The organism is Desulfuromonas acetoxidans DSM 684 (genome assembly GCF_000167355.1).
GTDB classification, from domain to species: Bacteria; Desulfobacterota; Desulfuromonadia; order Desulfuromonadales; family Desulfuromonadaceae; genus Desulfuromonas; species Desulfuromonas acetoxidans.
The window spans coordinates 23,414-37,821 of sequence record NZ_AAEW02000023.1; the positions used below are offsets into that span (position 1 = coordinate 23,414).

Genomic DNA, 14,408 nt, shown 5'->3' on the forward strand with positions numbered 1-14,408 from the left:
TCACCATTTCATCCAGTAAATCGGAAATACTGGATCAATAGATCCAACAGATCCCGAGTTGAAGAAACCGCCACCACGGCCAACCATAACGGATACCGCGCCAGCTTTACTAACGATAATTAGTGGTTCCGATGCAATTCCACTACCAACAGCCATACTTCGATCACCCCGGTCAAGGACATCTTTAGCTTCCCCGGTCTCATCATCAATCGTATCGTTGCTAGTATCTAGATTATAAACCGCTTCAGCTGTCATTGCATCAACAGCATACAAACGCGAAGGTCCCAACACACCTTGGCATGGATCAAAGTCTTCATCTGTTTCATCAATAATCGCCGGGGTATAAGTCGTAAAGTATAAAACATTACTTACGACTTTAGGCAACGCAAGAACTTTCTCCCCCTCATTCCCATCCAATTTAATATACCAACCATAATAGGTTTTTTCACCTGCCCCATCGTCGTAGGTGTACGGGCTGACCAGCTTACTGCGGATGGCGGCCTGATCTGCGACACTGACGCTGGAGTCCTGAAGTTCGTTTTCTGTTACATCAACGAGATTCGTCTCATTCAGAGGGCTGTCAGACCCGTAAGACCAGTGGTTATCACCAGATTCACGATCACGCACCATGTAAAAACGATCCAGAACTGCGGTATTGAGAGGATGCTCACGGTCACCTGTCCCAAAATAGACAAAGGTGTCATCACCCTTCACTGTTGCTGTTGGTTTGAAGAAAACCTTTCGCCCATCATCAGCCGTACTGATGTTTGATTTAAAGATACGCGTTCCATCCCATTCACCGGTATCACTATCCGCGACATTAAAACGCCACAACTGTGCTCCAGTATCAACCAGATAGATGCGATCAAGATAACCGTCGCTGTTTCTGTCGACCAACAAGAGATCACTTGGCACGCTAAAAGTCATTTTCGATTGCATACTTGAGGAGTCATCGAATGTATAGCTCCACAACAAGGAACCGCTATCCGTTAAATTAGGACTTCCATCGGTACTATCCAGCGTTGCCACTTCAATTGCAAACAGACCTCTTCCTCGTGGTGAAAAAGCAACAGAAGTTCCAGTACTTGTGGCATCTTCCGCGCCTTCATCGCCATCAGATGTCACCGTTGCTTCTGTGGTCGTATCTGGAAATGATTGTGTGTTACCGAAACGCAGATCTTCGTTGGTATCGTATCCAGCGCCAAAGAACGCGACAACTTTTTCCTCCGAACCAATTTTCATACGGCTCAGTCTCGGCAAACTCCATGTCTGGCTCAGTTCTTCAAAACCATCATCTTCGCTGTTAATTTGCCACAAAAACTGCGGATCTTCGGGATCAGTAATATCCAGCGCAAAATAGGATCCACGTGATGGTGGAGGATCTGTGGAAGGATCAACAGGTTGTGTCAACGTACTGGTTCCACCACCACGGCGAGTGGAGCACAACAGAATAGCCCGGTCATCACCATCGCCGCCACTGTCTGCCATATCTACGGGAAGAATTGTACCGTCTCCATCTTTATCATACACATAGATAACAGGAGAACTATCGACATAATAAACATGTCGGTCCGTCGCCGATGCATATTGCAAATTGGGCAGTAAATCCGGTGGGATGAAGGCCCAGGCTTCTTCACCGGTGGCATCTCTGAAGGCATGCAGCATGCCATCGTTACCACCAACGAAAATATATGCGTTATTCACATCAGGATCTGCCTCATTAGCATCAGAAACCGTATAAGCGGAATAGTTTAAAACCACCGGTTTTGAGTGCATAACATCACCCATAATCCACGCTCTTTTTGCTGTTGTATCGTCCGAATACAGCTCATAGGCGTCATAACCATGAATGAAGTTGATCAGACTATCTTTTTCAGCTTCATCTTCAACCCCCAAATCAGTGTAAGTTAAATCTCCATTACTGGTTGAGAACGCATTACCACTGGCATTCAGATCGTCGCTGACCAATCTCGTATAAATTTTACGCGAAGTGACTCGATCGAGAAGTTTTTGCCCAACGCCACCTTGATTAACTTCACCACCATCATAACTACTGCCCCAATAAGATCGAACAGCAGGATTACCATCAGCATCAACAAGAAAATAGCCATCTAAACTTGGATCGTCAGTATCATCTGGATAGAGATAAGTGGCATCAATTTCATTGTCGGAGCTGTCAAAACCTTTAATTCGACTATCGGTACCAAGACCGAATTTTTTTAAGTTTCCATACCAGGGTTCTTCATTCATCGGCTTGAAAAAACCCAAGTAAATTCTTTGTCCACTATAGGCCCGATTATCAGGACTTGCCGGAACAACCGGAGCCACAAAGGAAGAGTTCGCTTCGAGAATACCGCCAATAATACGCAACAAAGCGTCGATTAATTCATCGGGATTCTTGATGATATGGTATTGCCCCTGCCCGACTGCGGCGGCTTTTCTCAGCAGATCCACCTCTTCAGTCATCAGCTGAATCACATGTGTTTGAACATGAGGCGTATAGCCGTCAATATCTAATGGCAAATGTTCATACATCAATTTTGCCAGGTCACCAACTTCGCCCTCTTCACCATCTTCATCGAGATCGGCGGAATAGCCGGCATATTTTGGTATTAATGTTTTTGTCTGGGAACTATCCCCATTGCTGCCTGTGGTCAGCAAAACGATATGGTTGGTCTGACACCAGTATTCAATCGGGCTCGGGTAGGCAACATTGTCGCTGGAAATGCCTTCGGCCACACTTCCGGCATTGCCGATCCAGTACTCGTAGGCATCCCAGAAGGATTCGTTGACGGGCTGGGTGTTACCATTAACCAGATCATCAAGCTCTGATAAACCGGCAACCAGTTTTTTATAATCTTCCGATTGCACATCGTCAATTTCAGTAATAGGCACAACAACCTGACCGCCATGATTATTATCACCAAACGTCATAATGCCCATGTTGGCTTTTTCGTAGACCTGTTCGAAAATCACTTCTTCAAGCTGATATTGAACCATATCCATAACGGAGCCGAGGGAGGTCCAAGTCACACCCTCGTGAATAACCGTCGTTCCGGCTCCGGGGAAATAGCCATCGGAGCCGACAGTCCAATCAGGCTCTGTGCTTGGCGAGGCACCGTCCTCAATATCGGTACATTTGAAAAGGAGCTCCAGTTCTTCTTCACTATTATCACCACTGGGATCCACCCACTTTCCGGCATCAACGTCATAGTAGTCATCATCAGAAGGATCCAAGATATACGTCCCACTGGGATTAACGACAGCCCCTAGTTGCTCGGTATCGGGATCAAGACCGAGCCATTGACTCCACGTATAGGTGATAGCACTCGCTTGAAGATAATTAAGATAGTTACCGGTAAAATAATTTTCCCATTGATTGTCATTACTCGGGCATTTCCCCTTGGTGTCCAAAGCACCGTACCAAAACCCATTTTGCTCTAACGCATAGCGTGGATGCTGATTGGTGGTTACATCGTCATAACCATTCCCTGTGAAGTCCTCATTGTAATTGTCGAATAATTCGGCACCCGTATAGGTATAATAATCCTCATCTAGAGTTCCTGATACATCGGTTATCGCATCACAGACAATATCGTCGACATCAAATTTAGTGCTTTGATAGTTTGTCGTGTTTTCATTGGCAACATTGCGCAAATAAACATGGAAACGGGGATAATTCGTTGCCGTATCATCTAACTGAGTCGAATAATCCGTAGAAGGATCGTATGGCTCCACACTACCCAAAGATTTCATAGCACCACTGTTGTCAATGATGAATAAAATGTTGGGACGCACACCAGAAGCAGCACTACCGATATAGACTGCGGAATCACCTTCATAATAGTCCGGCACAGCCCATGCACCTTGAACGACACAAACAACAAGCAGAACCATCAGCCCTAATGTATTTTTAAATTTCATCGTCCCAACCCTCCTAGGGCATGAGTGAACATGCGATTAATAGACATGCCCACCTCGGTGAACAAAGAGTTTTTCAATTCTTGCAGAACTGCGGTCATGGGCATTGCTTTCTACCGCAATACGATAATACGCAGCCTCTCCGGAAGCCTCTTCAGTCGCTCCAGTACGAAAAATATTATTCTGATAGGCATCAGTGCTCGTTGATTCCATCATGGCAGAGGGAATCATTCCGGTATAAGCGACAACTTCATTGCGAGCAGTGCCAGATAATTCAACCCCAGCGGGCAATACGGCGGCGAGAGCCGTATCATCTTCCAGATTCGTAACCGGCGTAAGCGTATTAACAACCTGTTGTGATGCATATTCTGAAGCCATTTCAGCCGCAGTAAACGCATCGCTTGAAATACGATAATTCGACGTAATCGCCAGTTCTGTATCAGTTGAATTCAAAACCATCACCCCAAGCAGTGTCAAAATCACCAGCATCGACATCGTTAAAATAAGAGCGATACCTCGTTCATTATTCACCTGTGCGGCAATCAACTTTTTTAGAGAAGACATAATATTAGACTCCTGCAATATTGCGAATTTTAACAATGGTTCTAAGCTGCCTGCTTTTATCGCCGGCAATTTTATTGTCCTCAGTTTTGCTTGTAATTGTGAGTGAAACTGCTGTTATTTCGTCAAGAGCAGCGGAACTATCCTCCCCATCTCCGTTCAAATAAGCCAATTCCACTGAAGTAATACTGGCCGCAACAGTTGCGGCAGTGTTTCCATTGACACTTCGCTGCAACAACATGAGTCCAGCATCGTCACTATCGGGGTCGTCCACAAGAGTATAAGCAATGCTTACAGGGTAACTATCATCATCAGGAGCTCTTCGTAATAAGAGATCTCGATTAGATACGGTTATACTCGCACCAGATTCATTTTTGACGTTGAGATTTTCATCATCATCACCATCAACACTTGTTACAATCAACTCTCCACGTTGGTTAAGAGTTACCGGGTCAATAATCAACGTGGTAACAGGGTCAGCTTCGACGAAACTTGCTCCCATCAATGAGTCGACTTCCACAACACCTGTCGACCCATTATTCACTGAGACATCTCCAACAGAGCGGGAATAAATCCCAGATGAAACAGGTGCGGAAAGAGTAAATGTTGCACCTCCTGCCAAAGAAGTCGGAGCCGAGGTCACAGCATTGAGCGCAGAAGAGGTTAAGAAACCAGACATACGGATGTCCGTAATCATTGTGTCCATAGCTATCCGCAAATTCTGTTGGGCATCCACAATCTCTTCAGACTGGTAGGCGTTTTTCTGGGAATTGAGATATAGGCTATAAACTGCGGTCATGACCAAACCGAGGATCACCGCAACCATCAGCAATTCGATCAATGAGAAACCTTGATCATTCTGTAGTTTTTTCATCCGCCTCTCCCTGCTGGTCAATACGTTCTTTTAAGAACTGTTTTGGACAAACTCCGGCCTGGAGATTGAACATTTATCTCAATACTGGTGACTCCGGCGATAGGAGAATTTGGAGTAATTTGATATGTTGCCGTGCAATCACCAGCTCCATCAATCGTCCATTCCTGAGCCGTTCCAGGTGCATCAAAATCAGTTGGCCAATCAACAGTTCCCGTCGCCACCACCAACAAATCACTATCACCATTACGCGACCACAGTTCTTCAATCAAGCCGTCCGCTAAAGAGGTTAAAGCGGTTAAACTGTGTGCAGAGGAATTGCCCTGTATAGCCGTAATTTGCATTCCCGCCAACGCCAGCAAGCCAATGGCAAAAACAGTTAAAGCGACGAGCAGCTCAATCAAACTGAATCCTGCTTCCTTATTTGATGTCGTTTTACATGGCATATCGCACTCCTAAGTTCACGAGATGAGGCCTTTTACTCAAATTTTGCAAAAAATATTCCATTAGATGCCACACACGTCGCAACTCGGACCAAGCATCAATCACCTTAGATCTTCGCAAAAAAAGATTTAAAATCAGATTGTGCAACTGAGCAGTATTTATGGGGAAAACTTATTCATTAAAACAATCTCTTGTCGAGCGCGATCAACTCAAGAGACAGAAACGTAGAAAGGAATGATGGATAAGGCATTTTTATAGCGTCTGTCTATTCGACAAAAATGTCGAATAGACAGACGCTATTGTCGAAAAAAACTCAAACCGAGGTCACCTACAACACAGAATATGCAAAACAATCACGATGATCACCTTGAAACGATTCGGGTCAGGCACCGTGCTCGCACACGCTCCAGAGCGGCAATTGTTGCGGTCTGCACTGTGTCGCCGACCGGTCCGCGGCCTGTCCAATCCTGATCCAGGCGGATATATAAGGCTTTCAACTCCCCTTCAACCTGTTGCAAGGTTCCTTGAGGGTCTTGTTCCAGACGTTCTTCAAAAAAACCGCTCAAACCTTCCAGTGTTTCCTGATACTTTTCACGTTGCCATGCCATTTCGTCCTCCACTCATGGGATTAAAAACAACCACCCGCAAACAATGCAATAATTGCATGCAGTAAAAAATATTTATTGTCGAGTAAATAACGTAAACTATTACATGTATTTTCGTTTTTGTCCTAGACAAAAACGAAGCAAGACTTACACTAGAAAAAGCTACTAGCAGCGACAGTGAAACGGACAGAAATCAAATAGTGGTGAAAAAATGAAAACCTACATCCTGAAAAGACAACAAAATCTACCGCTGACAATTGAGGCCTGTTGGCATTTCTTTTCAAACCCTCAAAACCTGCCCTCGATTACACCCGACTGGCTTAACCTGACAATGTGTTCGCATCCGGCCGAATCAACCTATGCAGGGCAGCTGATTGAATACCGTGTCACGCCTCTAAAAAACTTCAGTTGCCACTGGCTGACTGAAATTACACATGTTGAGCCCCCATTCTTTTTTGTCGATGAGCAACGTAGCGGACCCTATCGATTCTGGCATCATCAGCACCATTTTGAACAAGCGGCCACCGGGATATTAATGACGGACATCGTGCATTATCAGTTACCATTCGGTATATTTGGACAATGGGCTCAGAGTCTGGTCGCAAAAAAGCTCCAGCAGATTTTTGACTATCGGGCACAGACATTGAGTCGTCTGTTTCCCGGCAATGATATTTGAGGGGCTGTCGAACAAGTTGTGCAACTCGGGAATGAGCGACTAAACTCAAGGACAGTTGTTTCAAGTGTTTGCCCCCGGATGGAACGTTTTCAACATCCTGCAAAAAGGAGAGGCTCCATGTCACAGCAACCGCGGACTGTACTCATTACCGGAGCCACTGGTTACATTGGGCGTCGTCTTAAAGACCGCCTATTGAAGCAACGCGAACTCAGTCTGCGATTGCTGGTGCGCAATCCTGATAAACTTCGCCCTGACGTACGTAAAAAACTGGCTGTTCTTCAAGGAGATACATTTAATACAGCGTCTCTTGACCAGGCGCTGGCCGATGTTGATGTGGCATTTTACCTGATCCATTCCATGGCCGGCGGTCATGATTACGCCGAGCGGGATCGGTTAAGTGCGGACAATTTTCGCCAAGCCTGTATTCGTGCCGGGGTTAAGCGGATTATTTACCTGGGTGGTTTGGGAGATAAAGAGACGGCCAGCGAACACCTGCTCAGCCGAATTGAAACAGGAGAAGTCCTCAGTTCTGAGCCTGAAAAAATCCAGACTCTGTGGTTTCGTGCCGGAGTAATCATTGGTGCCGGCAGCGCCAGTTTTGAGATCATCCATCACCTGACCCAAAAATTACCCATCATGTTAACTCCGCGCTGGGTCACCACCAAGACCCAGCCGATTGCCGTTGATGACGTACTCTCTTATCTTGAACAGGCCATCTCGGTAGAGATTCAGGGCAATGTGCAAATTGATATCGGCACCCAGGCCACTGACTTTCGTGGCCTAATGGAACAAGCCGCAGACAGTATGGGCTTGCAGCGTCATCTGATCTGTGTTCCTCTGCTCAGTCCCCGCTTGTCGTCCTACTGGCTGACCTTGCTTACGCCGGTACCACACAGTGTGGCTTCTGCGTTGATTGAAGGCTTGAAATCGGAAACACTGGCACGCAACGATAACGCTCAGCGCTATTTTCCCACCCTTCATCCTGTTGCGCTGGATGATGCCTTTCAACGAGCGCTTCAGGAAATGGAGGACAATCAAGTGCTCAGTCGCTGGTGTGACAGCAGCGCAGAGGGAACCTGTGATATCTCGGGAAAAGAATCCATCAATAAGGCTGTCCTGCGCGACAGACGGGTCTTTTATTTTGAACCGGCTCTGCAACACGAGGTGTTTGAAAGCTTTTGTTCCATTGGCGGTAGCAACGGATGGGGCGCCTACGATCCACTCTGGCATATACGTGGCCTGATCGATAAAATTTTCGGTGGAGTCGGGCTGAGCCGAGGCCGTCGACAACCAGAAGCTCTCCGGGTTGGCGATGCCTTGGATTTCTGGAAAGTGGTCGACATTGAAGCGGACAAACGACTGCTGCTGGTCGCGCAGATGAAACTTCCAGGAAAAGGTTGGCTGGAATTTGTGATGGATGATGACAAACTGATTCAAACGGCCTATTTTTATCCGGAAGGACTCTGGGGACGACTGTATTGGTACAGTGTCATGCCGTTTCATTTCTTTGTCTTCCGCAGTCTGGGGCGTCTTATCATCGAACAGGCTCGACAGAAGAAATCGTCATCAGACGTCGTGTAACAACGTACGATAAATTATCGCGTTCAAAACAGCGCACAAACACTTATATACGCGCTCCCACAAAAAACCCTGCTTGTTATTATTTTCCATATCTGATAAAAGCTGCCACTATGAAACCTTCGATTGAACAGCATAAAGCGCTCTACATTACCTATCTTGCCTTGCTGGCAGCGACACCACCCCTGTCAACAGACATGTACCTGGCCGCCCTGCCTGAGATCGCTTCGTCCTGGGGAGTTGGCAAGGATCTGATCAACCTGACGCTCGTGTTATGGTTTGCGTCCTTCAGTGTGTCCATTCTCATTTCCGGCTCATTGTCGGATAAATATGGCCGTAAGCCGCTCTTGCTCTGGGGGCTTTCCCTGTTTGTTGTGACATCTTTTCTATGTGCCGGCGCGGGTTCCGCGCAAATGCTTATTCTGTTTCGGATTTTCCAGGGCTTGGGTGCCGGGGCTCCGGCAGCGATTGTTCTTGCCATCATTCGCGACCGATTTACTGGAAAAGAGCGTCATCAGGCCATCGCCTATGTTATGACAATTGTCGCCGTAGCGCCCATGGTGGCTCCAATTATCGGCGCCATGCTGCTGGAATTTTTCAACTGGCGCTTTATCTTTGTGATGCAGGGTGTCATGGTCAGCATCACCCTGCTCGTGACCTTTGCCTTTAAGGAGTCTCTTGCTGACCCACTGAATATCAGTCTCAAACGGTTGATGACCCGTTACACGGTTCATTTCCGGAATAAAGAGTTTATGTTTGCCAGTATCAGTATGGGTATTCTGGTGTTGCCTTTTTATGGCTTTATCGCCTTTTCTCCCATCTACTACATTACCATTCACGGCCTGTCTGAAAAAATGTTCAGCCTGCTGTTTGGTCTTAACGCTCTTTCGTCAATGTGCGGTGCTTTCTCTTCATCGTTTATTGTCAAATGGGTTAGTGACAAAACCGTGATCACAGTGTCGATTTACGGCTGTGTGATCGCCGGAATTGGCCTCATGGTACTGGGGTCTCAACATTTCCTCTATTTCTTTGTCTTCATGGCGTTTTTCTCCTTTTGCACCGGTATCAGCCGTCCAATCAGCGGCAACATGATTCTCGGTTTGGTAAAAACCGATGTTGGATCTGCGTCCTCATTTCTGGTGTTTTACCAATTTATTTCCGGCGCCTTGTGCATGGCCTTTGTCACGCTGCAGTGGAGCTACCCAGTGCTGGTCTATGGTAGCCTGACCACGATTGTGTCGATTCTGGTCCTGATTCTGTGGGCTCGTATTGCCCCACACCTCAATCCAATTCATTGATGCCACTCAGTTCAATCATGAAAAAATTCTTTCGCGTGCTATGGTTAAAAAAAGATTCATACCATAAGCGGTTGCTAACCAATCGAAAGGAAGAGATCATGCGTTTCTTTAAAATTTTTACGCTGTGCTTAATCGTTACATCCTTCATCACCACCTCTCTGTGGGCAGTTGAAACCCAGGTCACAATCCGGGCGAAGGCGCACGACGCAAAATTTATCGGCACCTCTATGGGGGGCGTTGCCGTCACCATTCGCGACACCCTCACCAACCAGCTTCTTGATCAGGGTCTGATTACAGGTGGAACCGGCAACACGGATATTCTGCTTACCACACCTGTTTCCAGAAACCAGCAGATCAGCGAAGGAGGTGCAGCGGCGTTTACCACCTCATTGGATATCGATGAACCGACTCAGATTGAAATTACCGTTGCAGGACCGCTGGTCGCCGGCACAGTCGCCAGCACGCAAAGCAAAACGGTCTGGCTGATTCCAGGTCACCACTTAGACCAGGATGGCATTGTCTTTGAGTTCTACGGTTTGGTGGTTCAAGCTCAGGCTCCTTTGCCGAATCAGAAAGTCGAGGTCGGCGAAACCATCCAACTTAAAGCATTCGTTACTATGATGTGCGGTTGCCCGATTGAAAAAGACAGCCTGTGGCCAAGTGACACGTTTTCCGTCGCTGCTTACATCATCAATGATGCCGGAAAATCATGGCAGATAGATCTGCCCTTTAATGGAAAAACCGGTGAATTCAGCACCTCTTGGACCGTTAAAGATGCTGACATCTATCGCGTCATCTTCAGCGCCTCTGAAGACCATCAGAATAATCATGGTGTTACTTACAGCGGCTTTTCTGCCAAATAACCGGTCAGGCACCGTTCATGGTTCGATGAACGGTGCCTGATGCACCACGGCCGATTCAGCGCTGGCTGAATGAGTTTTTACCTTGACATTGCGCGTTAAAACAGTAAGCTTATCCGTAATTATTCCTACTTGCGGAGTTGCAATGTTACATCACTCTGAAAAAAACAAGTCGTTTGAAATGGCCTGTCGCCAAAAAAATCTGCGCGTCACACCACAACGCATTGAAATTTACAAAGAACTGTCCAAGGCAAAAGACCATCCGACAGCAGAAACCTTACACAAACGTCTGTTAAAGCGAATGCCAACCCTGTCCCTTGATACGGTCTACCGCACTTTGGGCACCCTGGCCGAACATGGATTGATCCATAAAGTCGATACCACAGAAAGTCAGGCCCATTTTGAAGCAGACCTGAGCAAGCACCACCATGTTATCTGTGCGCGTTGTGGCCGGATTGTCGATTTTGACTGGCCGGTGGTAGATGAATCCGAATTACCGGAAGAACTGAGCAATTGGGGACATGTTGAAAGACGCAGTCTTATTCTTCACGGTATCTGCCGTGACTGTCAGTCGACCCATTAGCATTTATTCGCGATAAAAGCACACATCAGCGCACGACTTGGCGAACATTATTAACTGGACCTAATAGCATTTCTTTGCACTTTTAAGCCATGCTAAGTTCGTTTATATGTGGACTTCTTATCTAAATCCAACGTGACCATAGAATAGTCAGGTCGTTTCTACATCCTCTGTGTTTCAGTACACCCAAAAAGAGGAGACCATCAACAAGCAGCCATTATGGCGATAATACCCACTTAAACCACAAGGAGAACATCATGTCGAAAAGCGTCAAAGGAACGGATACTGAAAAAAACCTTCTGAAATCCTTCGCTGGTGAGAGCCAAGCTCGCACTCGCTACACCTATTTCTCCAGCATTGCCAAAAAAGAGGGCTTTGTTCAGATTTCCGATGTCTTTGCCGAAACAGCAGATCAGGAAAAGGAACACGCCAAGCGTTTCTTTAAATTCCTCGAAGGTGGCGATCTTGAAATCACCGCCATGTATCCTGCCGGACGTATGGGCACCACAGCAGAAAATCTGCTGGCCGCTGCAACGGGTGAAAACGAGGAACATACTGAACTCTATCCCGCCTTTGCCGATGTTGCCCAACAAGAAGGGTTTCCGGAAATTGCTGCCGCTTATCGCGCCATCTGCGTTGCCGAGAAGCAACATGAAAAACGTTATCGCGACCTGCTGGCCAATCTGGAAAGCGGCCAAGTGTTCAAACGCGGTGAAAGCGTGGTCTGGCGCTGCCGTAACTGTGGCTATCTCCACGAAGGTACCGAAGCTCCCCATTTGTGCCCGGCCTGTATCCATCCTCAGGCGCACTTTGAACTGCTGGGGGAAAACTGGTAAACGGTCGATACTCCCATTGATTAAGCACAAAAAAACCGGCCATGGGGCCGGTTTTTTTGTGTCTCTATCATTTGTCTATTGAGCCTTTTTAAAAAGCCTCAATCATTACATCGAAACACCTTGAGCCATCAACTTGGACAAGGCTCGGGAAAAGGCCACCGGATCACGGGGCTTATCTCCTTCGAGCAACAGGGCTTGGTCATAGAGCAGACCAACATACTCTTTAAGTTGTTCGCTGCCACTGTTTTCAGCAAACGCTTCCTTCATGCGCCCAATCAGATCATGGCCGGGGTTCACTTCGAGAACCCGTTGACCTTGCGGCACATCCTGGCCCATGGCTTCAAACATTTTAGCCATTTTCGGATCAAGGTCATGCTCACCGGCAACCAGACATACTGCTGAATCCTTCAGGCGTCCTGAAATACGAACATCGGAAACAACATCCTTCAGTTCCTCTTTCATCAGTTCAAGCAGATCGCCAAACGTCTTTTTCTGCTCTTCTTTGTCGGTTTCTCCAAGATCGAGATCGCCCTTGATAGCCGACTGGAACGGTTTTTCCTGGTAGGAACCGAGACCGGAGATGATGATGTCGTCAAAATCGTCGGTCATGATCAGAACTTCAAGGCCCTTCTCCTTGAACACTTCAAGGTAGGGAGACGCTTCGGCACTGGCCCGGTCACTGCCGGTAATGTAATAGATTTCCTTCTGATCCTCGCCCATCCGCTCAATGTAATCGGCCAGAGTGGTGGTTTTACCCGGCTCCGTTGTGGTGGATTCAAACAGCAACAGGTCGGCAATGGTCTCCTTACGCTCAAAGTCGTGATGAATGCCCTCTTTGAGGATTCGGCCGAACTCGGCGTAGAATTTCTCGTAAGCTTCCAGGTCGTTCTTCTTCATTTGACCCAAGGTATCAAGAACCTTTTTGATCAGGTTTTTCTTGATGACATTGACCACCTTGTTCTCCTGAAGCATCTCACGGCTGACATTCAGCGGCAGATCTGACGACTCGACCACACCTTTGACAAAGCGCAGATAGGTGGGCAACATCGCTTCACAGTGATCCATAATCTGCACCCGGCGTACATACAAGGCCGGACCGATTTTGTAATCTTGATAGAAAATATCGTAGGGACGTTTTTCCGGCAGGTATAACAACGCGGAAAACTCGGTAGTTCCTTCTGCCCGGTAGTGAATCACCTTGGCCGGATCGGTAAAATCATGAGAAAGGTGCTTGTAAAACTCATTGTACTCTTCGTCGCTGATCTCATCCTTACTTTTCAGCCAGATGGCTTTTTGCGAGTTCAGGGTCTCTTCTTTGGTTTCGGTGACGGATTTTTCTTCGTCTTCCGGATCCGGTGTGGTCCGGGTCACTTCCATGACAATGGGATACTCAATGAAGTCGGAGTACTGCTTGACGATTTTACGCAGTTCCCACTCTTCGAGATACGAGGTCTCGTCTTCCTTGAGCTTGAGGATCACGTCGGTGCCTTTGCCGTCCTTTTCCCCGTCTTCCAGAGTGTAAGTGCCATCGGCATCCGACTTCCACACCACGGCATGGTTGGCATCAGCCCCAGCTTTGCGGGTGATCACCGTGACCTGGTCGGCAACCATAAAGGAGGAATAGAACCCAACACCAAACTGACCGATCAGTTCCGGATTATTCTCAACCTCACGGCTTTCGAGCAATTTGATAAACTCTTTGGTGCCGGAATGAGCAATGGTGCCCAGAGCCTCAACCGCCTCATCACGAGTCATGCCGATGCCGTTGTCGCGAATGGTCAGTGTACCGGCCTCTTTATCGGCAATCAGCTCAACTTTCCATTCGTCACCACCTTCGGCAATAGATGCATCGGTCAGCGACTCATAACGCGCCTTGTCAATGGCATCAGAGGCCGTTGGAAATGAGCTCACGCAGGAAAATCTCTTTGTTGGAGTACAGCGAATGGATCATCAGGTCGAGGACTTTATTCACCTCGGCCTTAAAGGTGTGTTTGTTATCCGACATGGAACGTAAACCTCCTGGTTGGAAATAAAAGAATTAACGGCACTGAAGATAAGTACCCACCAGAACAAAGTCAACCGTTGCCCGACAGGTTTTTTAAGAGAAATGTCAAAAGGCATTCAATCCATTGCAACGTAGGCAACCTCGACAACTTCATATTCTTTGTCCCCGGCCGG

Annotated in this window: 12 protein-coding genes; 6 read left to right on the plus strand and 6 right to left on the minus strand. The window is 47.2% G+C overall.

Features of this window, described 5'->3' with window-relative positions; all coding sequences use genetic code 11:
* The 5 genes from DACE_RS14890 to DACE_RS14910 all read right to left on the minus strand — a co-directional run bounded on the left by DACE_RS14890 (position 1) and on the right by DACE_RS14910 (position 6,405).
* Positions 1 to 3,924 (minus strand): pilus assembly protein, encoded by a 3,924-nt coding sequence (locus DACE_RS14890; protein WP_006002584.1) that lies wholly within the window; start codon positions 3,922 to 3,924, stop codon positions 1 to 3.
* A gap of 36 nt (positions 3,925 to 3,960) precedes the next feature.
* Positions 3,961 to 4,485: a pilus assembly PilX family protein gene (locus tag DACE_RS14895; protein ID WP_006002586.1), complete on the minus strand. Its 525-nt coding sequence runs from the start codon at positions 4,483 to 4,485 to the stop codon at positions 3,961 to 3,963.
* A 4-nt stretch (positions 4,486 to 4,489) separates the two neighbouring features.
* Positions 4,490 to 5,356, minus strand: a complete 867-nt coding sequence (locus DACE_RS14900) for a PilW family protein (RefSeq protein WP_006002588.1) — start codon at positions 5,354 to 5,356, stop codon at positions 4,490 to 4,492.
* A 17-nt stretch (positions 5,357 to 5,373) separates the two neighbouring features.
* Positions 5,374 to 5,799 (minus strand): type IV pilus modification PilV family protein, encoded by a 426-nt coding sequence (locus tag DACE_RS17595; RefSeq protein WP_006002590.1) that lies wholly within the window; start codon positions 5,797 to 5,799, stop codon positions 5,374 to 5,376.
* Between the two features lie 360 nt (positions 5,800 to 6,159).
* Complete coding sequence (locus DACE_RS14910; RefSeq protein WP_006002592.1) at positions 6,160 to 6,405, minus strand: hypothetical protein; 246 nt, start codon at positions 6,403 to 6,405, stop codon at positions 6,160 to 6,162.
* Between the two features lie 208 nt (positions 6,406 to 6,613).
* Here DACE_RS14910 and DACE_RS14915 point away from each other — a divergent pair, with 208 nt between their 5' ends.
* From DACE_RS14915 to rbr, 6 genes are all read left to right on the plus strand, one after another.
* On the plus strand, positions 6,614 to 7,078 hold the full coding sequence (locus DACE_RS14915; protein ID WP_006002593.1) for an SRPBCC family protein: 465 nt from the start codon (positions 6,614 to 6,616) through the stop codon (positions 7,076 to 7,078).
* Positions 7,079 to 7,195: 117 nt separating this feature from the next.
* Positions 7,196 to 8,659: an SDR family oxidoreductase gene (locus tag DACE_RS14920; RefSeq protein ID WP_006002595.1), complete on the plus strand. Its 1,464-nt coding sequence runs from the start codon at positions 7,196 to 7,198 to the stop codon at positions 8,657 to 8,659.
* Between the two features lie 110 nt (positions 8,660 to 8,769).
* The gene (locus DACE_RS14925) at positions 8,770 to 9,954 is read left to right on the plus strand and encodes a multidrug effflux MFS transporter (RefSeq protein WP_006002597.1); all 1,185 of its coding nucleotides are present in this window, start codon (positions 8,770 to 8,772) and stop codon (positions 9,952 to 9,954) included.
* Positions 9,955 to 10,052: 98 nt separating this feature from the next.
* Positions 10,053 to 10,817, plus strand: coding sequence for a hypothetical protein (locus DACE_RS14930; protein ID WP_006002599.1), 765 nt, complete (start codon positions 10,053 to 10,055; stop codon positions 10,815 to 10,817).
* Between the two features lie 142 nt (positions 10,818 to 10,959).
* Positions 10,960 to 11,397, plus strand: coding sequence for a Fur family transcriptional regulator (locus DACE_RS14935; protein ID WP_006002600.1), 438 nt, complete (start codon positions 10,960 to 10,962; stop codon positions 11,395 to 11,397).
* Positions 11,398 to 11,651: 254 nt separating this feature from the next.
* Positions 11,652 to 12,230 (plus strand): rubrerythrin, encoded by a 579-nt coding sequence (rbr, locus tag DACE_RS14940; protein ID WP_006002602.1) that lies wholly within the window; start codon positions 11,652 to 11,654, stop codon positions 12,228 to 12,230.
* A gap of 105 nt (positions 12,231 to 12,335) precedes the next feature.
* Here the strand turns inward: rbr and htpG are convergent, their stop codons facing one another.
* Positions 12,336 to 14,141 (minus strand): molecular chaperone HtpG, encoded by a 1,806-nt coding sequence (htpG, locus tag DACE_RS14945; RefSeq protein WP_337442377.1) that lies wholly within the window; start codon positions 14,139 to 14,141, stop codon positions 12,336 to 12,338.
* Positions 14,142 to 14,408: the final 267 nt, after the last annotated feature.

What these genes read in the sequence shown, in the direction of transcription:
- DACE_RS14930 (WP_006002599.1), top strand. Translation starts at nt 10,053, where the DNA reads ATGCGTTTCTTTAAAATTTTTACGCTGTGCTTAATCGTTACATCCTTC.
- DACE_RS14900 (WP_006002588.1), bottom strand. Translation starts at nt 5,356, where the DNA reads ATGAAAAAACTACAGAATGATCAAGGTTTCTCATTGATCGAATTGCTG.
- DACE_RS17595 (WP_006002590.1), bottom strand. Translation starts at nt 5,799, where the DNA reads ATGCCATGTAAAACGACATCAAATAAGGAAGCAGGATTCAGTTTGATT.
- DACE_RS14920 (WP_006002595.1), top strand. Translation starts at nt 7,196, where the DNA reads ATGTCACAGCAACCGCGGACTGTACTCATTACCGGAGCCACTGGTTAC.
- DACE_RS14915 (WP_006002593.1), top strand. Translation starts at nt 6,614, where the DNA reads ATGAAAACCTACATCCTGAAAAGACAACAAAATCTACCGCTGACAATT.
- DACE_RS14925 (WP_006002597.1), top strand. Translation starts at nt 8,770, where the DNA reads ATGAAACCTTCGATTGAACAGCATAAAGCGCTCTACATTACCTATCTT.
- DACE_RS14935 (WP_006002600.1), top strand. Translation starts at nt 10,960, where the DNA reads ATGTTACATCACTCTGAAAAAAACAAGTCGTTTGAAATGGCCTGTCGC.
- DACE_RS14895 (WP_006002586.1), bottom strand. Translation starts at nt 4,485, where the DNA reads ATGTCTTCTCTAAAAAAGTTGATTGCCGCACAGGTGAATAATGAACGA.
- DACE_RS14910 (WP_006002592.1), bottom strand. Translation starts at nt 6,405, where the DNA reads ATGGCATGGCAACGTGAAAAGTATCAGGAAACACTGGAAGGTTTGAGC.
- rbr (WP_006002602.1), top strand. Translation starts at nt 11,652, where the DNA reads ATGTCGAAAAGCGTCAAAGGAACGGATACTGAAAAAAACCTTCTGAAA.
- DACE_RS14890 (WP_006002584.1), bottom strand. Translation starts at nt 3,924, where the DNA reads ATGAAATTTAAAAATACATTAGGGCTGATGGTTCTGCTTGTTGTTTGT.